At 34.9% G+C, this 18,628-nt stretch carries 18 protein-coding genes; 13 read left to right on the top strand and 5 right to left on the bottom strand.

Features of this window, described 5'->3' with window-relative positions; translation table 11 throughout:
- Both lon and SFT90_02815 read left to right on the top strand, forming a co-directional pair.
- The coding region (gene lon / locus SFT90_02810; GenBank protein MDX1949416.1) for an endopeptidase La at positions 1 to 1,794 on the top strand (1,794 nt) is incomplete at its 5' end.
- Between the two features lie 3 nt (positions 1,795 to 1,797).
- Entirely contained in the window at positions 1,798 to 2,379 is a 582-nt protein-coding gene (locus SFT90_02815) for an NADH-quinone oxidoreductase subunit C (GenBank protein ID MDX1949417.1), read from the top strand.
- Here the strand turns inward: SFT90_02815 and SFT90_02820 are convergent.
- From SFT90_02820 to SFT90_02830, 3 genes are read right to left on the bottom strand one after another with little or no spacing between them, the layout of a single operon-like run.
- Positions 2,343 to 3,221 (bottom strand): 4-(cytidine 5'-diphospho)-2-C-methyl-D-erythritol kinase, encoded by an 879-nt coding sequence (locus SFT90_02820; protein ID MDX1949418.1) that lies wholly within the window; start codon positions 3,219 to 3,221, stop codon positions 2,343 to 2,345. The two genes, SFT90_02815 and SFT90_02820, sit on opposite strands and share 37 nt — an antisense overlap.
- A 3-nt stretch (positions 3,222 to 3,224) precedes the next feature.
- Entirely contained in the window at positions 3,225 to 3,827 is a 603-nt protein-coding gene (locus SFT90_02825; protein MDX1949419.1) for a NifU family protein, read from the bottom strand.
- Between the two features lie 51 nt (positions 3,828 to 3,878).
- Complete coding sequence (locus SFT90_02830) at positions 3,879 to 4,790, bottom strand: DMT family transporter (protein ID MDX1949420.1); 912 nt, start codon at positions 4,788 to 4,790, stop codon at positions 3,879 to 3,881.
- Positions 4,791 to 4,857: 67 nt separating this feature from the next.
- Here SFT90_02830 and SFT90_02835 point away from each other — a divergent pair, with 67 nt between their 5' ends.
- The 8 genes from SFT90_02835 to SFT90_02870 are packed head-to-tail and all read left to right on the top strand — an operon-like array spanning position 4,858 to position 11,653.
- Positions 4,858 to 5,571 carry a YggS family pyridoxal phosphate-dependent enzyme gene (locus SFT90_02835; GenBank protein MDX1949421.1) on the top strand — a complete coding sequence of 238 codons (714 nt, stop codon included), beginning with the start codon at positions 4,858 to 4,860 and terminating at the stop codon, positions 5,569 to 5,571.
- 47 nt (positions 5,572 to 5,618) lie between these two features.
- Complete coding sequence (locus tag SFT90_02840) at positions 5,619 to 7,055, top strand: DUF4139 domain-containing protein (protein ID MDX1949422.1); 1,437 nt, start codon at positions 5,619 to 5,621, stop codon at positions 7,053 to 7,055.
- Positions 7,056 to 7,085: 30 nt separating this feature from the next.
- Positions 7,086 to 7,313: a hypothetical protein gene (locus SFT90_02845; GenBank protein MDX1949423.1), complete on the top strand. Its 228-nt coding sequence runs from the start codon at positions 7,086 to 7,088 to the stop codon at positions 7,311 to 7,313.
- Between the two features lie 6 nt (positions 7,314 to 7,319).
- Complete coding sequence (locus SFT90_02850) at positions 7,320 to 7,715, top strand: PIN domain-containing protein (GenBank protein ID MDX1949424.1); 396 nt, start codon at positions 7,320 to 7,322, stop codon at positions 7,713 to 7,715.
- Position 7,716: 1 nt separating this feature from the next.
- On the top strand, positions 7,717 to 8,970 hold the full coding sequence (locus tag SFT90_02855; GenBank protein ID MDX1949425.1) for a glutamate-5-semialdehyde dehydrogenase: 1,254 nt from the start codon (positions 7,717 to 7,719) through the stop codon (positions 8,968 to 8,970).
- Between the two features lie 5 nt (positions 8,971 to 8,975).
- On the top strand, positions 8,976 to 10,643 hold the full coding sequence (locus tag SFT90_02860) for an asparaginase domain-containing protein (GenBank protein ID MDX1949426.1): 1,668 nt from the start codon (positions 8,976 to 8,978) through the stop codon (positions 10,641 to 10,643).
- A gap of 1 nt (position 10,644) precedes the next feature.
- A complete protein-coding gene (locus tag SFT90_02865; protein ID MDX1949427.1) occupies positions 10,645 to 11,412 on the top strand; it encodes a lysophospholipid acyltransferase family protein in 768 nt (255 codons plus the stop codon).
- On the top strand, positions 11,405 to 11,653 hold the full coding sequence (locus SFT90_02870) for a succinate dehydrogenase assembly factor 2 (protein ID MDX1949428.1): 249 nt from the start codon (positions 11,405 to 11,407) through the stop codon (positions 11,651 to 11,653). The genes SFT90_02865 and SFT90_02870 overlap by 8 nt, the downstream gene beginning before the upstream one ends.
- On the opposite strand, the gene alaS is transcribed toward SFT90_02870, so the two are convergent.
- Positions 11,642 to 14,287: an alanine--tRNA ligase gene (alaS, locus tag SFT90_02875; GenBank protein ID MDX1949429.1), complete on the bottom strand. Its 2,646-nt coding sequence runs from the start codon at positions 14,285 to 14,287 to the stop codon at positions 11,642 to 11,644. The genes SFT90_02870 and alaS overlap by 12 nt on opposite strands.
- Positions 14,288 to 14,639: 352 nt before the next feature.
- Between alaS and nuoE the strand changes: the two genes are divergently transcribed.
- From nuoE to SFT90_02890, 3 genes are all read left to right on the top strand, one after another.
- Positions 14,640 to 15,224, top strand: a complete 585-nt coding sequence (nuoE, locus tag SFT90_02880; GenBank protein ID MDX1949430.1) for an NADH-quinone oxidoreductase subunit NuoE — start codon at positions 14,640 to 14,642, stop codon at positions 15,222 to 15,224.
- Between the two features lie 31 nt (positions 15,225 to 15,255).
- Complete coding sequence (locus tag SFT90_02885; protein MDX1949431.1) at positions 15,256 to 16,215, top strand: beta-ketoacyl-ACP synthase III; 960 nt, start codon at positions 15,256 to 15,258, stop codon at positions 16,213 to 16,215.
- A gap of 74 nt (positions 16,216 to 16,289) precedes the next feature.
- Entirely contained in the window at positions 16,290 to 16,985 is a 696-nt protein-coding gene (locus SFT90_02890) for an RlmE family RNA methyltransferase (GenBank protein MDX1949432.1), read from the top strand.
- A gap of 20 nt (positions 16,986 to 17,005) precedes the next feature.
- Here the strand turns inward: SFT90_02890 and SFT90_02895 are convergent, their stop codons facing one another.
- Positions 17,006 to 18,628, bottom strand: coding sequence for a CTP synthase (locus SFT90_02895; GenBank protein MDX1949433.1), 1,623 nt, complete (start codon positions 18,626 to 18,628; stop codon positions 17,006 to 17,008).

The raw sequence follows: 18,628 nt of genomic DNA on the forward strand, positions 1-18,628 counted from the left end.
ACTCGCGTTCGCACTCAAATTGAGAAAAGCCATAAAGAATATTACTTAAATGAGCAGATGAAGGCAATTCGCAAAGAGCTTGGCGACGAGGACGAAAAAAACGAATTGCAAGATCTTGATGAGCGTATCAAAAACTCAAAAATGAGTAAAGAGGCCACTGATAAAGCAAAATCCGAGTTCAAAAAACTCAAATTAATGAGCCCAATGGCTGCAGAAGCTGGCGTTATTAGAAATTATATTGATTGGCTGTTATCTCTACCTTGGGAAGTCAAATCAGAGGTTAATAACAATATCAAAAAAGCCCAAAAAATCTTGGATAAAGATCATTACGGCTTAGAAAAAGTCAAGGAAAGAATTGTTGAATATCTTGCAGTGCAACAGCGTTCAAATGAACTGAAAGGTCAGATAATCTGCTTGTTTGGCCCTCCGGGTGTTGGTAAAACTTCACTTGCTCGCTCAATCGCAACAGCAACTGGTAGGGAGTTTGTAAAAATCTCACTTGGTGGCGTTCACGATGAATCAGAAATTAGAGGCCATAGAAGAACTTATATTGGCTCAATGCCTGGAAAAATTATTCAATCTCTAAAAAAAGTTAAAACTAGAAACCCAGTAATTTTACTTGATGAGATTGATAAATTAGGCAGGGATTTTAGGGGTGATCCAGCCTCTGCACTTCTTGAAGTGCTTGACCCAGAACAAAATAAAAATTTTAATGATCACTATATTGAAGTTGATTTTGATCTCTCAGATGTAATGTTCATCACTACTTCAAATAGTATGAATATGCCCCGCCCTCTCATTGATAGAATGGAGGTTATTAGGCTTTCTGGCTACACTGAAAATGAGAAAATTCACATCGCAAAAGATCACCTAATACCAAAACTTTCTAAAAAGCACGGGCTAAGAAATTCTGAATGGCATATCTCAGATTCCGCTTTGTATGACTTAATCAGATATTACACTCGTGAGTCAGGCGTTAGAAATTTGGAGCGTGAAATTTCAAAATTATTTAGAAAAATCACCACAAAAATTGTAAAAAAACAGGCGAAAAAACTTAATATAACATCTTCAAACCTTAAGAAATTCCTTGGCGTTAGAAGATATGATCATAACAAAGTTGAGAATGATAATTTCGTCGGCATCACTAACGGCCTTGCTTATAATGAGGTTGGTGGCGATTTGCTTGCGATTGAAGCCGTTTTAATTCCGGGTGGCAAGGGCGGCATCACAATTACTGGCCAACTTGGCGAAGTGATGCAGGAATCTGCCAAAACCGCTTGGAGCTATATTCGCTCGCGTGCTTATGATTTTGGCATAAAGAAAGATAAATTCTGGAAAAATGATATCCACATTCACTGCCCAGAAGGTGCAACCCCTAAAGATGGCCCTTCCGCAGGTGGTGCAATGTGCACAACTATTGTTTCAGTGCTAACTGGAATTCCAGTTAATAAAGATGTTGCGATGACGGGTGAAATCTCCCTTCGCGGCAGGGTTATGCCGATTGGCGGCCTTAAAGAAAAACTTCTAGCGGCTGGCAGGGGTGGTATAAAAAAGGTTTTAATCCCTGAAAAAAATGTTAAAGATTTAGAAGATATACCTTCTGAAATTAAGGATAAGCTTGAAATTATTCCAGTTAATACGGTTGATGAATTGTTATCGCACGCATTAACCTCTGATTTAATTCCGCTTACTTACGCAGAAATTGAAGAGGATATTAAAGAAAGTGAAAAGAAATTAAAACTTGCCGAAACCCAAGAAAACTTGGATATAACAAATGAAATAGTTACCCATTAAAATATGAAAGAATTTATAGAAAATAATTTACAAAATTTGTTCTCAAAAATTGAGGAGAAAAATAATGTTATAATTTTGGAAACAGAAACTGCGAATCTATTAAAATTACTAACTGAATTAAGAGATAATCCTGAAACTTTATTCAAGCAGTTAGTTGATATTACTTCAGTTGATTACCCAAATAAAGCAAATAGATTTGAAGTTATTTATCAATTTTTAAGCCTTAAACATAATAAAAGGTTAACTATAAAAATTAAACTTGCTGAAGATGAAATTTTGCCTTCAGTAACCTCAGTTTTCTCAAATGCAAATTGGTTTGAGCGTGAAGTTTGGGATATGTATGGCATTCGCTTTAGCAACCACCCTGATTTACGCAGAATCCTTACTGATTATGGCTTTGAAGGCCACCCGCAACGCAAAGATTTCCCCCTCACTGGTTTCCTTGAAGTTAGATATGATGAGAAGAAAAATAAAGTGGTTTATGAGCCTGTGCATCTGCATCAGGAATTCCGCAATTTTGATTATCTCTCCCCTTGGGAAGGCACTAATTATGTTCTACCCGGTGATGAAAAAGCCGCCCAGTAACTTGGGAAATTTTTTTCTACCTCTTTATAAGCGGAAAATAAATTTTCTTGGTTATCAAATATCACAAAACAAGTTGCACCACTGCCAGACATTCTAGCGATTAAAACCCCTTCTAAACCTTGCAAAAACCCTATAATTTGGTTTATCTCAGGGCAAATTTTAACAGCGTTATTTTCTAAATCATTCTTAGTATTTTGTAAGAATTTTATAAGATTATTAGAGTTTGAAAAATCAGTTTTTTCTATAGAAATTGGCTTTGAAAATTTATCAAAACCCATTGCAAAAATATCCTTCGTTGCAACTTCAATTAATGGGTTAATCAGCAGAATATTTAACTCAGTAAAATTTTTGATTTCAGAGATCTTTTCACCAATCCCCTCAACAAAACAGGGCTTAGAAAAAACGCAAGCTGGAACATCAGCACCAATTTCTAACCCTATTTTTTGTAAAGAATTATTATCTAAATTTAGCTCAAAAAATTTATTTACCTCTCTTAAAACACCAGCCGCATTGGCACTTCCCCCACCAATTCCAGCAGAAACTGGCAGGTTTTTTGTGAGAGTAAATTTTAGATTCGGTAATTTTTGTGGAAAGTTTTTTTGTAGCAACTCATAAATTTTCAAAATCAAATTAGAATTTTTCAAATTTTCTAACTTAAATGCAAACCTTCCATTAACCTCTAATTCATTAGCGTTTGAAGGCTCAAACGAAATTTCATCATAGCAATTTGTGAAATAAAAAATGCTCTCAAGCAAATGATAATTATCTTCACGCTTACCCAAAATATGCAGAAATAAATTTATCTTCGCATATGTTTTGAATTTATGATGAAATGAAATCACGATTTATAAATCAAAATTATCAGGGTTTCCGCCGTTTACAGCTTCAACTGAAACCACTTCAGGAATATAATGTTTAAGCATATTCTCAATGCCGTTTTTTAGCGTGATAGTTGAACTTGGGCAACCAGAGCAAGAGCCGTGCAATTCAAGATAAACCACACCTTCATTAAAGCCTTGATACACAATATCACCGCCATCTTCAGCAACTGCGGGGCGAACTTTCATATCAATTAATTCTTTAATTTGTTTTACTATTTCAGAATCTTCCTCGTTGATAGTATTCGCAACATTCATATTAGCGGCTTTTCGCTCAGATTGTCCAGATAATATGGGCTTTCCGCTTATATAATGCTCCATAATTGTTGTTAAAACTTGTGCTTTTAACATTCCCCAATCTGCCAAATCATTTTTACTAATTGTGATAAAATCAGAGCCGAAAAACACCTGTTCAACATCAGGTATTTCAAACAATATTTGTGCAAGCGGTGATGCTTCTGAGGCTTCTTGCTTGTTTCTAAAAGTTGCAGTGCCTGAATCTAAAACCACTTCACCGGGGTAAAATTTCATCGTGTTTGGGTTCGGCGTTTTTTCAGTTTGAATGAACATAGAGCTTGTTTTTTTTAGAAGAATATAGCGTAAAACTAAAGAATTTCAAGGCTACAAAATTTGTTCTCTTTGTTGAACAATTTCATTTAATTTGTGAGATTTTCTCTCTTTATAACCAGAATAAACCGCCCCAAAAATTATAATGACTGAGCCAACTGCCGCAGGAATATCAAGCATTTCACCAAATGCGAAATAAGCAATTATCGCCGTGTATACTAGCCTTGTGAAATCTATTGGAATTGAAAAAGTAATATCCACCATTGATAAACCTTTCGCAAGAGTATATTGCAAAATATTTGATGTTACGGCAATTCCTAAAACCCAGAGCAAATCTTCATTTGAAGGCTCAACCCAACTCATAAAAGCAAGTGGTGCACTGAAGAATGTCATAAAGAATGTCATATAAAATGTAATCACAATCGGCTTTTCAGTAGCAAGTAAGGTTTTAATTACAATCCCAGAAATTGCCCAGAAAACCGCTGAAAAAAGCACTAGCAAACTAATAGGGCTATAGCCTTCAAAACCCGGCCTGATAACAATTAACATACCCATAAAGCCAAGTATTAAGCCGATTTTTCTATGTGGTCCCATTCTTTCACCAAAAATAAAATAGGCAAGAATTGCCGTAAATATTGGTGCTGTGAATGAAAGTGCAGTTACTACAGATAAATTCATCTTAGAAATTGCATGGAAGAATGCCAACATTGAGATAACGCCAGTTGTAGAACGGAAAATATGAAGTTTAACTCTATTTGTTTTGAAATAGGCAAAGCCTTTATAGAAAATAATTGGAATAAACATCAGAAAAGCGAAGATATTTCTGAAAAAAATTATCTCTGGTGAGGTTAGATTTTCTGAAACATGACGCACCATATTCACCATAATTCCTGAAGCCAAACAGGAAATATTCAGCCAAATTATTGCTTGCCAAATTTTTGAAATTTCAATTTTTTTATCTTGCATATTTCTGTTAAAAATACTTACTAACTCTAACACTTATCAATAAATAGTAATAAATTTTAATCAAATAATGATTTCTGAAAATCTTAAAATATTAAAAAATCAGATAGCAGAAATTTGTTATAAAATTTCTAGAAACCCTGCGGAGGTGAATCTTATAGCGGTTTCTAAAACAAAGCCAGTAAGCGATATTTTAGATGCAATAAAAGCTGGGCAATTTGATTTTGGTGAGAATTATATTCAAGAAGCAACTGAAAAATTTGCTGAACTTCAAAAAATAAATGCAAAATTTAATCTTCATTTTATTGGGAATTTGCAATCTAACAAAGTTAAATATCTAACAAACTTCTGCTATCTTTTTCACTCTCTAGATAGAATTTCTCTAGCTAAAGAGCTTAATAAAAGGCTTGTTTTTGAAAATAAAAATCTTGATTGTTTATTACAAATTAATAGCTCAAATGAAGAAAGTAAAAGCGGTTGCAAGCCAGAAGAAGCGATTGAATTATTGAAAATTATTTCAAATGAATTTCAAAATATTAAAATCAAAGGCGTGATGACAATTGCCGAAAACTCTGAAAATCCAGAACAAATAAGGGATAATTTCAAACTTACAAAAGAAATTTTTGAAAAGGCAAAAAGCCAAAATTTTCATAATATTGATATGCAAGAAATCTCAATGGGTATGAGTGGCGATTATAAAATTGCGATTGAAGAAGGTGCAACTTTACTCCGAATCGGCTCAGCAATTTTTGGGGTGAGGAATAGCAAAAATTCTATTTCATAATTGCTAATTATAGCATAGTATAATTCCAAAATTTCAAATAAAAAAATATGAAAAATCTCTCAAAAATTATAATTTCAGGGCTGTTTTTCCTCTCAGCTCATAAAGCTTTTGCGGAACAAGATAAGGTTTCAGCGGTAACAATTTATGGTAATAATCCAAATAATTGGAATCAGCCTTACTGGTATAATCAGGGCAATAGTGAGGGTTTTGCGGTTTTTAATTTTGAGAAAAATTTTTCTTTTAGTGAAGGCGTGAATGAAATTATCATTGAAAATCTGCCTGCAAATGTTGAGATTGCGAGCGTAAAACTCAAAAATCTCTCTGGTAAAAAACTTGTTTTAGAGCAGGAATTTTCAAAATCTTCCCTCACTTCTGATGATTTATTTTCAGCAAATATTGGCAAGGATATTGAGGTTGAGCAAACCGCTGGCGATAGAACAATTTATCATCGTGGTAAGTTACTCCAAGGCTCACCGCAATTATTTATTCAAGATGAAAATCGCATTCGTTACTTGAATGATTTTTCTTCAGTTTTATTCCCGGCAAATGGCTCTATAAAAGCTGGAAACGCAATAAAATGGGTAGTTGCAAGCAAAGATGAGGGCGAAGAAATAATTAATTATAGCTATAAAACTTCAGGCATAAATTGGCAGGCTTCTTACGATTTATATTATGATGAAGCTCAAAATAATGCTCGTTTGGAAGGCTGGGCGGAGATTAACAATGCAACAAATATTGAAATTTCTGAAGCAAATATAAAATTAATCGCTGGTGAAGTTAATCAAATTTCTACGCCAAAAGTAGCGATGATGCGAGGTTCTGGCAGTAGTGGAATGGAAATTGCAATGGCAAGTGATGCAATACAAGCACCTAATTTTCAGCAACATAATTTTTCTGATTATCAAGCCTATACCATTGATAGAAAAGTTGATATAGCCCCTTTTTCATTCAAAAAAATCAAATTATTTGCTGATAAATTAAATATTCAGCCTGAGAAAATATATTTTTATAAAGGTTGGGAAGGGAAGAAAACCGCATCTGTTGAGGTTAAATTCAAAAACACTGAAGAAAATTCTTTAGGTCTACCCCTTCCGGGTGGCAGATATAGCTGCTATATTAAAGATAATGATGGTAAATTTGAGTTAGCAGGGCAAGATAATCAGGAACATAAATCGGCAGGGCAGGAGGTTTCGCTCAATATTGGTAATGTTGCAGATATTTCAGTTGAGAGAGAGCAAATTGATAGCTCAAGCGATAATAATCGCAAAATTGGCAGATACGTTACTCGTATAACCATCTCCAACGCTAAAGAAAATGAGGTTAAACTGGTAGTTAAAGAAATGATAAATAATAGTAATAATTGGAAAATTACTGATTCAAATATCGCTTATGAGAAAAAAACCTCGCAGGAAGTTTGGTTTAATGTGCCAATCCCAGCTAAAGGGCAAAATACAATTGAATATACGGTTGAATATTATTGGTGATTTTTTAGTTTTTTTGTTGTATGATCCATTATGCATATTTTTGAATTAAATCTTAATAACGCTTTTAACGATTTAGAGTATATAAAAAAACTCTATCCTGAGGTGTTTTCTGCAAAATTATTAATAGATGATGTTGATAAAAAATCTGCCGCTGAAAATTCTATAAAAAAAATTTTGCTCGCACAAAAATATTTGGAGTCTTTCAACCCCCCATCATCAATAGATATTGACAAAATCGCAGATGAATCAAATATTTAATTGGTTATGATTTATCTTGATACAAATGTTATAGTAAATTCTGCGATTAATAACATCTATAAACAAAAATCTCTAAAATTATTTTTGGAAGTTATAGAGCAGGGAAAATTTTTTTCTTCTTATTTGCTAATTCAAGAGTCTTTATTCGTTTTTAACAAATTAGATATTCCAAAAGAGGCAAGAGATTTTTATATTGATGTATTACTCAATCACTTGAAGGGCTATAATTTCTCAAAAGAATTTAGAAGAGCATTAGACTTATATAATAAAGTAAAATTAAAAAGCACTAATGATTTATTTCATTTTGCAATCGCAGAAAGTTTTTGTGAAGAATTAATAACTTTTGATAAAGACTTTGAGAAGCTAAAACCATTTACTTCACTCAAGATAACAATTTTGTAAAATGAACATTACCGAAAAAACATTTGAAATTTGTGAGAGGGCGAAAATTGCTTCATCTGAAGTTGCACTCAAAAATTCTGAAACGAAAAATAAAGCCCTTAGAAATGCCGCAGCTTCCATAATGGATTATAAGAAAAATATTATTGCAGAAAATCAGAAAGATCTAGATTCGCTAAGCCCTGATGCCACAAAAGCCTTTATAGATAGGCTTAAACTTGACGAAAATAGAATCTCTGCAATCGCAAAAGGCTTGAATGAAATTGCAGAATTACCTGATCCTGTCGGTAAAATACTCGCAAGTTGGAAACGCCCTAACGGGCTTGAAATTTCAAGGGTAGCAACCCCTATTGGTGTGGTGGGGATTATATATGAATCCCGCCCGAATGTAACCGCTGATGCGGGTGGCCTCTGCTTGAAATCAGGCAATACCTGCGTTTTGAGGGGCGGTTCTGATAGTATAAATTCCTCAATTGCTATTTTGGAAGCATTAAAACAGGGTTTGAAATCTGCTAATATTACCCAAGATGCAATTCAGCTTATCCCATTCAAAGAGCGTGAAGCCGTGGGTGCGATGCTAAGAGCCTCACAATATATTGATGTTATAGTGCCAAGGGGAGGAAAAGGTTTAATTCAGAGGGTTATAGATGAAAGTAAAATCCCACTTTTTCAGCATTTAGATGGTAATAATCACACCTATATCCATAAATCAGCTGATTTGGAAATGGCGGTTAAAGTGCTTCATAACGCCAAAATGCGTCGCACTGGCGTTTGTGGTGCAACTGAAACCTTGGTTATTGATATTGAAATAATAGATAAAATTTTACCTAAAATCATAGAAATTCTTACAAATTCGTGTTGTGAAATTAGGGGCGATGAGTTAATCTCCAAGCTTGATTATCGTATAATTCCTGCCAATAATTCTGATTGGGATACTGAATATCTTGATTCAATTATTGCAGTAAAATCTGTTGGTGGTTTGGAAGATGCGATAAAATTTATTAAGCAACATTCATCTGGCCATACTGATGCGATAATTGCCGAGGATAAATCAGTGGCGGAGGTTTTTTTGAAAGTTATAGATTCCGCAATCGTGATGCATAATACTTCAACGCAATTCGCAGATGGTGGGGAATTTGGTATGGGTGCTGAAATCGGCATTGCTACTGGCAAACTTCATGCAAGGGGGCCTGTTGGGGTTGAACAACTCTGCACTTTCAAATATATAGTCCGAGGTGATGGGCAAGTTAGGGGGTAGAAAATATGGGTTATGGCGTTGTTGTTACAGGTGGAACGGTTTTATGTGCAGAAAATGGTGAGGGGCTAAATGTTCCAATTTATGATGATTGGCATATTCAACAGCTTTTGACAATTTTGAAATATAAAAGTGAATTGGATAGTGAATATGAATCTCTAAAAACTCAGATTCTTGAAACAAAACATATTTTATTTCAACCTGAATCAGAACAAAAGAGAGTAAATCTTGAAAATACAAAGAGAACCATTCATAAAAATATTCTTGGAACAATTATAAATAAATTACCCCCCTCAGACGAAGCACTTTTGCATTTTATAAGAAATATGGCTTCGCTTCAAGGCTCTGGTCAAGATGTTGTTAGCCCTTACATAATAGATAGTATAAAATTTGATTTTAATGAGCATTATTATAGACTTCTTGAATCTGCAAAAGAACAATTATCTAAAAATGATTCTGTTGTAATAGTTGGTGGCACTGATACAATTCAATATTATGCAACGGCTTTAACAAAACATTTGAAAGCTAGCAGTTCATTATCTGGTAATAAAAAAATTTTTTTCTTATCCTCAATGGGTAATTTAGAAAATCATGCTGAGCATAACGCTAAATTGTTTGAAATTGCAGGGAATTTAACAAAAGATAATAATGTTCCGGGTGGCGGTGGTTATATACTCTCTTCTGCAGATAGGGATGCAAGAGAAGTTATTGTTCACGATGCAACAAATAGCTTTGTAAAAGTTTCTGCAAGACTACATAATTCTTTTAGAAGCCTATGCCCCGTTGGGATTTATGGAAAAAATGGCTTTGAAAAGAATAAAAATTATATACCACCCAATGCTTTCTTAGAGTATGTTGGCGGAGGTATTGACGATTCAAGCCCTGTTCTAAATAGAATAGCACCACCTTTATTGCAAGCAAATGGTCAAGATGAAGTGATCGCTTATCTTGATGCGGTAGCAATTATAAAGCCACCTGTAAATGCTGCAGTGATAGAGATAAATCCTAAATGGATTATACAAAGAGGAGACGGAAAATTTGATGAAATAAAATCAAAGATAAAAGGCCTTAAAAAGGCGGGCATAGATGTTATTTTGAATAATTATTATATATACAAAAATAACGGTGACACAATTGAACCTAAGTATCAAAAACAGGATTTAGATAAAAATAATTTTTTGGAACAACTTTTAAAAGAAGGGGCGATATATGATGAAAAAACTACAAAAGGCTGTGCCGTAAATGCTTTGATTAGAAATAACATTCAAACCTATCAAAATGGTTTTAATATGGAAAATTCTAATAATAAAAATTTAGTTTTGTCTATTGGCTATTTTCCTGATCAAGAATTATTTATACAATTTTGTAAAGAGTTAAAAAATAGAGGCGTTGTTGGTGTAAGCATCTCAGGCTTACCAGGTTCAGTATTACCTGAAAAAGTAGTTAACTCTCTTGAAAATATTTTTGGAGAAAATAACTTTAATATCTCTTTTGCTGGTAATGAAAATCTATATCCAGATCCAGAAAATAAAGGAAAAACTTTCACAGAAGGTGAAGGAGTTAATAAGGCGCATTATGCTGAAGGTGCAAAAGCCGCAAAATATGCAAGCCCATTATCTCCCGAAAATGCTGTAAAAGAACTTAGAGATAGATTGCTTAAAAATAGAACTAGATAAAATGTTCCTGCTATTTTTTTACATATGGACTGCTGTAGTTTTGGTTTTGTTTTCACCAAGTTATATCAACTTCAAACTTTGCATGAAGGCCTCTCAGGCTTGGGCAGCGGGTGTGGTTTGGGGTCTTAAACATATTGCAGGGGTTGAAAGCAAGCTTATCGGCATTGAAAATCTTGAAAAACTAACTGGCAATAAATATTCCTTTGAGGGTGGTCGGTTAAAAAATCTATCAACCATCAACCATCAACCATCAACCAATAAAGGCTTCATCGTTGCCTGCAAGCATCAATCCGCGTGGGAAACTATTGTTCCTTTTCTCTATGTTCCAAACACATCTTATGTGTATAAAAAGGAAATCGGCTATATTCCATTTTTTGGCTGGTATAATGTTTTTTTGAATAATATTTCTGTTGATAGAAAAGCTGGTGCGAAAGCACTTAAAATCGTTACATCGCAAGCAATAGCAAGGGTTTCTGAAGGGCGAGGTATTACACTTTTCCCAGAAGGGACGAGAGTTCCAGTGGATAAAAAAGTGAAATATAAACCAGCAATTTACTCAATTTATAAAGAAGGGGTTGATGTAATTCCAGCCGCGGTGAATTCAGGATATTTCTGGCCAAAAGGAAAATTTTTGAATAAAAAAGGCACGATTTATTTTGAGTATCTTGAGCCTATGCCAAAAGGCTTATCTAAAGAAGATTTTATGGCAGAACTTGAAAATAGAATTGAAACCGCTTCACAAAAATTAGCAAATATATCAAATGGATAGAGAAACTAAAATCAAAAAATTATTATATCAAAGCTGGTATAGGGGTTGCAAAGAAACTGATAAAATTCTAGGGGTTTTTGCACGAGAAAATCTGCATAATTTATCAGATGCTGAAATTGAAGAATTTGAGGCAATCCTTAAAGAAAATGATGTAGATATTTATAATTGGTTGACAGGCAAACAGCCTGTTCCATTAGAGATTAAAAATAATTCTATTTTTTCAAAATTGCTAAGCAATTAAACCCTTAACCGCCCCTAAGGCCTCTAAGTAATTATCCAGATTTGGAGTGCCTCCTTGTGCGAAATCTGGCCTGCCGCCACCACCTTTACCGCCCATTATTTCAACTGATTTTTTAACAATATCAACCGCTGAAATTTTACTCACTAAATCATTAGTAACGCCAGCTAAAACTGAAACTTTCCCCTCATTTTCAGAGACTAAAAATACTACACACGAAGTGTGTTTAGTTTTTATTTCATCAACAATTCCTCTTAAATCTTTTGCATCAATTCCTTCAAGTTTTTTAGCGATGAAATTTACGCCATTTATAATTTCAACCTCATTTTGAGAAGATTGGTTTTCTCTAGAGTTACCAAGTGCAATCTTCTTTTTCAAATCAGAAACTTGTTTTTCAAATTCTTTTCTTTCGCTAATTAATTTTTCAATTTTATCTGAAATTTCTGCTTCGCTTGTTTTTAATTTTTCAGAAATTTGGTTGAGAATTTCCTCTTTTTTATAAACAAACTCTAATGCTTTTACCTCAGTAACTGCTTCAATTCTCCTCACGCCAGAGGCAACACCACTCTCACGAGTAATGCGGAATAAGCCAATATCGCCCGTTCTTTCAATATGAGTGCCACCACATAACTCAACAGAGTAGCCAGAACCCATTGAAAGCACACGCACATCATCAGAATATTTTTCACCAAATAGAGCCATCGCACCTGAATCAATTGCTTGTTCCAACTTCATAATTTTGGTTGAAACTGAGCTATTTTCAGCAATAATTCTATTAACTTCTAGTTCAATTTTTTTGATTTCTTCATCGCTAAGTGGCTTATTATAAGAGAAATCAAACCTTAGATAATCTGCTTCAACTAATGAGCCTTTTTGCGTAACAAAATCACCTAAAATATTTCTTAAAACTGCGTGTAAAATATGAGTTGCAGAGTGATTTTTTCTAATTTTACTTCGGCGATTTTCATCAATTTCAAGCTTTGCAATATCGTGAAGTTTTATTTCACCAGAGATCATTTTTCCAAAATGAACAAAAAGTGAGCCTGCTAATTTTTTAGTATCAGAAACTTCAAAAACGCCTTTATCAGTTTTTATAATACCTTTATCACCAGCCTGCCCGCCAGATTCCGCATAGAATGGCGTTTGATTTGTGATAATTGCTCCTTCGCTTTGCGAAATAGTTTTTCTTTCTTCGCCATTACAAATTATCGCAATTACATCACCAGAAGATTTTGTTGCGGAATAGCCAAGAAACTCAGTTGCACCTAGTTTTTTTGAAAGCTCAAGCCAGAGATTTTCTGTTGAGGCTTCACCACTGCCAGCCCAACTTGCACGAGCTTTTTCTTTTTGCTTTTCTAGGGCTTGATTAAAACCAACTTCATCAACTTTAGCACCTTTTTCACGCAGAATATCTTGCGTTAAATCCAGCGGAAAGCCATATGTGTCATATAGCTTGAAAGCAATTTCACCAGAAAGAGTTTTGTTTTTTATATGCTTTGATTCACCTTCTAAAATTTTTAAGCCAGTGGCTAAGGTTTCTCTGAATCTTTCTTCCTCATTTTCAATCGTTTGAGTGATAACACTTCTTGCTCTTTCAAGCTCTGGGTAGGCTTCACTCATCTCAGCCAACAAGGCTGGCACTAGCCTGTAAAACAAGGGTTTTGATGGATTCAGGCGATGACAATGACGCATCGCACGACGCATTATTCTTCTTAAAACATAGCCCCTACCTTCATTTGAAGGCAACACCCCATCAGCAATCAAGAAGCAAGTTGATCGCAAATGATCAGCAATTACCCTATGAGAATTTTGGAATTCTTTTGAAGCCTGCCCTGATAAATTTTTGCTCGCTTCAATTAAACGAATGAAAATATCAGTTTCATAATTATCGTGAACATTTTGTAAAACGGTTGTTAGCCTTTCCAAGCCCATACCAGTGTCAATACAAGGCTTTGGAAGGTTTATCATATCACCATTTTCTAGTTTTTCATATTGCATAAAAACTAGATTCCATATCTCAACAAATCTATCACCATCAGCATTAGCAGAACCCGGTGGGTCACCTGCAACTTTATCTCCGTGATCAAAAAATATCTCACTACAAGGGCCACAAGGGCCAGTATCACCCATCGCCCAGAAATTATCATCAGAGGAAATTCGGATTATTTTATCTTCAGCAACGCCAATCTTTTTCCAGATATTAAATGCCTCGTCATCATTATGATAAATTGTTACGCAAAGTTTTTCTTTAGGTAGAGAAATTGTTTTGGTTAGAAATTCCCAAGCGAAAGAAATCGCATCATCTTTGAAATAATCACCGAAGCTGAAATTTCCAAGCATCTCAAAAAAAGTGTGATGGCGTGCGGTATAACCAACATTCTCAAGATCATTATGCTTGCCCCCTGCCCTCACGCATTTTTGTGATGTAGTTGCTCTTAAGTGAGCCTTACCTTGCTTATCTTTTATTTCTTCACGCCCTGCAAAAACATTCTTAAACTGCACCATTCCAGCGTTTGTGAACATTAAAGAGGGGTCATTATGCGGAATAAGTGGAGATGATGGCAAAACCAAATGCCCCTTAGATTTGAAGTAATCAAGGAAAGAAGAACGAATTGAGGAAAGTGTTTTTGTAGCCATCTTCAAAAGTAAAATTTTTATCTATATATAAGTATCTATATAAGTATCTATAAAATTTGTAAATATAGTAAAATTTTTAGAGGTGTTTTAGGAATGCTCTCTAAAAATAGATGTGATGCTCTTCTCCGCCAATTGTCACCCCGCACTTGTTGCGGGGTTAATGGCTAAAAACTTTTCTAAGCCTCAGTTTTGAGCGTGTTTTATGATTAATCCCACAACAAGTGCGGGGTGACATGCAAATGGCAAAAGGCAAAATTTCTATAAAATCTTTGCAATCTTTTACAATAAAATCAATTCTTGCCCTTGTAATCTTTTATTGTTAAAAGGGATTTATTTTGAAAATAATAGTAAAATGTCATCAAATTTTGTAAAAAAAGATTCTTCGGTTTTTAGGTTCACGCCTGAAAATTTAAGCAAAATAGAAAATCTTATTAAAAAATACCCTCAAGGTAAGCAAGCTTCTGCGGTTTTGCCAGTACTTGATATTGCCCAAAGGCAGAATGGAAATTGGCTTTCAGTTGATGCAATGAATGCTGTTGCTGAGCTACTAAATATGCCTTACATAAAAGTTTATGAAGTGGCAACTTTCTATTCAATGTTTAATCTCAAGCCAGTTGGAAAGTTTTTTATTCAATCTTGCAGAACAACGCCTTGCTGGCTTCGTGGCTCAGATAATATTAAAGATTTAGTGAAAGAAAAACTTGGAATTGGTAAAGGTGAAACCACACCTGATGGTCTATTTACCTTCACAGAAGTTGAGTGTTTAGGTGCTTGCGTTAATGCCCCTGTTGTGCAAATTAATGATGATTATTACGAAGATTTGAACAAAGAAATTTTTTCTAATCTGATTGATGATTTGAAGGCAGGTAAAAAACCAAAAATCGGCACGCAAATTAATCGTAAAAATTCTGCTCCTGAAGGTTCAGCTTTGTTATAATAAATCTTATTTTTCATAAATTTTTTACAAAATGGTTTCTTCAATTATAAAATCGGTAGGCAGTTATTTACCAAGCAAAATCCTTACAAATTTTGACTTAGAAAAAATTGTTGAAACTAATAATGATTGGATAATTGAACGCACAGGAATTGTTAAAAGGCATATCGCTGATGAATCCGAACTAACTTCTGACTTAGCAGTAAATGCAGCCAATAACGCACTTAACAAGGCAGGGCTTAACCCTTCAGATATTGATTTAATAATTGTTGCAACCACAACACCTGATAATACATTTCCTGCAACTGCGGTTACTATTCAAAATAAACTCGGTATAAAAACCGCCACCGCTTTTGATGTGCAAGCGGTTTGTGCTGGTTTTATTTACGCACTCGCAACTGCGGATTCCCTCATTAAAAACCTAGGTTTTAAGCGTGCTTTAGTTATCGGTGCGGAAACTATGTCTCGTATAGTTGATTGGCAAGATAGAAATACTTGCATTTTATTTGGTGATGGTGCTGGTGCGGTAATTCTAGAAAAATCTGAAGAAACCAACAAAGGAATTCTCTCTTGTTCAATATATACTGATGGCACTTCCAAAGATATTTTATTTGCTGATGGTGGCGTTAGCCAAAATCAGAAATCAGGAGTTGTAAAAATGGAAGGTAGGGAAGTTTTCAAACACGCTGTAACAAAACTTTCTGAGGTTACTCTTGAGGCTTTAAATAAAGCAAATATTAAGGCAGAAGAAATTGATTGGGTGATTCCACATCAAGCAAATCAGCGTATTTTAGATGGCGTTATTAAAAAATTAAATATCCCTCAAGAGAAACTAATTTCTTGCGTTGCGGATCACGCAAATACATCTGCTGCTTCAATTCCACTTGCTTTAGATTTTGCTTTTAACAATGGTAAAATCAAAAAAGGCAATTTAATTGCAATGCAAGCTATCGGCGGCGGTCTTGCTTGGGGTAGCGTAATTGCTAGGGTTTAGTTGTTGGGATTTTTGCTATTTATATTAATCACTTTGCAATCTAACTACTAACGACCAAAGACTAATTACCAATTATGTCCGATAAAAAATCTAAAAAAACATCTCTTATAAAAGGTGGTAGGGCCGCTGAGAATGTTCGCTTGCGTGATAAGAAAAAGCTCAAAAAATCTTCACAAGATTGGCTAGAGAGGCAAATTAATGACCCGTTCGTTCAGCAAGCCAAAAAAGATGGTTATAGAAGCAGAGCTGCTTATAAACTGATAGAAATTGATGAGAATTTCAACATTCTTAATGGTGCAAAATCAGTGGTTGATTTGGGCTGTGCACCGGGTAGTTGGTGTCAATATGCTTCCAGAAAGCTCGGTGATAAAGCTAAAATTGTTGGCGTTGATTTGAAGGAAGTTGATTCCATTCCAAATTGCATTCTTATCAAAGGTGATTTTACTGAAAATGAAATTCTGGCGGATTTACTTGAAAAAACCAATGGCAAAGTTGATGTTGTGTTGAGTGATATGGCACCAAACTCAACGGGGCATTCACGCACAGACCATCTACAAATTATGTATTTACTAGAACTTGCTATAGATTTTGCGGTAAATAACCTTAAGAAAAATGGCTCATTTGTTGCAAAAGTTTTACAAGGCGGCGCTGAAAAAAACCTGCTTGATATTGCTAAGAAAAATTTTGCAAAAGTAAAACATTATAAACCTAAAGCCAGCCGCCAAGAATCCGCAGAAATGTATATAGTTGCAACTGGGTTTAAGTTTTAGTTTTATCTAATATGAAATTACTACTTCTTAGCTGCTTTGATGAATTCTTTGAAAATTGGGTGTGGAGCGAAAGGTCTTGATTTTAACTCAGGGTGAAATTGCACTGCTATAAAAAATGGGTGGTTTTTTAACTCAATAATTTCTGGTAGCTTGCCATCTGGTGAAAGGCCTGAAAACACCATTCCACAAGCCTCTAGCTTCTCTTTATAATTAATATTCACTTCATATCTATGGCGATGCCTTTCTGAAATTTCAGTGCTTTGATAAATTTTATGGGCTAAACTGCCCTCTTTTATAACACAATCATAAGCACCTAAACGCATTGTTCCGCCTAGATTACCACCGATTGAACGGGTTTCCTTCTCATCACCTTTTTGCCATTCTTTCATTAGCCCTACAAGTGGGTCTTTAGCTGGAGTGAATTCAGAGGAAGTTGCATCTTTAATATTTGCGACATTTCTTGCGGTTTCTATAACTGCCATTTGCATTCCAAAACAAATTCCAAAATATGGAATTTTATTTTCCCTAGCATATTTTATTGAGGAAATCTTACCCTCAGAGCCTTCATTACCAAACGCCCCCGGCACTAAAATTGCATCAACACCCTCAAATTCTTTTGCGATATTATCATCATTAAAAAGCCGTGAATTAACCCACTTCACTTTCACCTTCACATCATTGGCAATGCCAGCGTGGCAAAGGGCTTCCATAATAGATTTATAGGAATCCGCAAGGGCAGTATATTTACCAACTATCGCAACACATACTTCGCCATCTTTAGGATTACTGATTTTTTCTGAGATTTCTTCCCATATAGCAAGGTTAGGCTTTGATTCAAAATCCAAACCAAATTTTTTTAGAATCTGCACATCAAGCCCTTCTTTGTGATATTCCGTTGGCACTTTGTATATGCTATCAATATCACGGGCTTCTATAACCCTCTCTGGCTTTAGGTTACAGAACAAAGCGATTTTTTGTTTATCAGATTGTGAGATTGGGTATTCGGTTCTACAAAGTAAAATATCTGGCTGAATACCAATGCTTCTAAGCTCTTTTACTGAATGTTGTGTTGGCTTGGTTTTAAGTTCTTTCGCGGCTGAAATATAAGGAACAAGCGTTAGATGAAGGTAAAGAGTGTTCTCCTCACCAAGCTCATTGCCAAGCTGCCTGATGGCTTCAAAGAAAGGCAAAGCCTCAATATCGCCAACCGTTCCTCCAATTTCACAGATTAGAAAATCAACGCCAATAACATCAGCAGTGATAAATTCTTTAATTAAATTTGTAACGTGAGGAATAACTTGAACAGTTGCACCCAAATAATCCCCTCGCCTTTCTTTTGCGAGTAGGTTGGAGTAAATTCTGCCAGAAGTAACGCTATCACTTTTTCTTGCGCTAACATTGGTGAATCTCTCATAATGCCCTAAATCCAAATCTGTTTCTGCACCATCATCGGTTACAAAAACCTCTCCGTGCTGAATTGGATTCATTGTGCCGGGGTCAATATTAAGATACGGATCAAGTTTTCTAAGGCGAACATTATAACCCCTTGCCTGCAACAAAGCCCCAAGGCTTGCAGAGGCAATGCCCTTCCCAAGTGATGAAACCACCCCACCAGTTATGAATATGTATTTTGTTTTACTCAT

Source organism: Rickettsiales bacterium, assembly GCA_033762595.1.
GTDB lineage: Bacteria > Pseudomonadota > Alphaproteobacteria > Rickettsiales > UBA8987 > JANPLD01.

Excerpts from the sequence above, each read along its gene's own strand:
- SFT90_02835 (MDX1949421.1), top strand. The coding sequence starts at position 4,858 with ATGATTTCTGAAAATCTTAAAATATTAAAAAATCAGATAGCAGAAATT.
- nuoE (MDX1949430.1), top strand. The coding sequence starts at position 14,640 with ATGTCATCAAATTTTGTAAAAAAAGATTCTTCGGTTTTTAGGTTCACG.
- SFT90_02855 (MDX1949425.1), top strand. The coding sequence starts at position 7,717 with ATGAACATTACCGAAAAAACATTTGAAATTTGTGAGAGGGCGAAAATT.
- SFT90_02825 (MDX1949419.1), bottom strand. The coding sequence starts at position 3,827 with ATGTTCATTCAAACTGAAAAAACGCCGAACCCAAACACGATGAAATTT.
- SFT90_02885 (MDX1949431.1), top strand. The coding sequence starts at position 15,256 with ATGGTTTCTTCAATTATAAAATCGGTAGGCAGTTATTTACCAAGCAAA.
- SFT90_02840 (MDX1949422.1), top strand. The coding sequence starts at position 5,619 with ATGAAAAATCTCTCAAAAATTATAATTTCAGGGCTGTTTTTCCTCTCA.
- SFT90_02865 (MDX1949427.1), top strand. The coding sequence starts at position 10,645 with ATGTTCCTGCTATTTTTTTACATATGGACTGCTGTAGTTTTGGTTTTG.
- SFT90_02860 (MDX1949426.1), top strand. The coding sequence starts at position 8,976 with ATGGGTTATGGCGTTGTTGTTACAGGTGGAACGGTTTTATGTGCAGAA.
- SFT90_02890 (MDX1949432.1), top strand. The coding sequence starts at position 16,290 with ATGTCCGATAAAAAATCTAAAAAAACATCTCTTATAAAAGGTGGTAGG.
- SFT90_02815 (MDX1949417.1), top strand. The coding sequence starts at position 1,798 with ATGAAAGAATTTATAGAAAATAATTTACAAAATTTGTTCTCAAAAATT.
- SFT90_02870 (MDX1949428.1), top strand. The coding sequence starts at position 11,405 with ATGGATAGAGAAACTAAAATCAAAAAATTATTATATCAAAGCTGGTAT.
- SFT90_02845 (MDX1949423.1), top strand. The coding sequence starts at position 7,086 with ATGCATATTTTTGAATTAAATCTTAATAACGCTTTTAACGATTTAGAG.
- SFT90_02830 (MDX1949420.1), bottom strand. The coding sequence starts at position 4,790 with ATGCAAGATAAAAAAATTGAAATTTCAAAAATTTGGCAAGCAATAATT.
- SFT90_02895 (MDX1949433.1), bottom strand. The coding sequence starts at position 18,628 with ATGAGTAAAACAAAATACATATTCATAACTGGTGGGGTGGTTTCATCA.
- SFT90_02850 (MDX1949424.1), top strand. The coding sequence starts at position 7,320 with ATGATTTATCTTGATACAAATGTTATAGTAAATTCTGCGATTAATAAC.
- alaS (MDX1949429.1), bottom strand. The coding sequence starts at position 14,287 with ATGGCTACAAAAACACTTTCCTCAATTCGTTCTTCTTTCCTTGATTAC.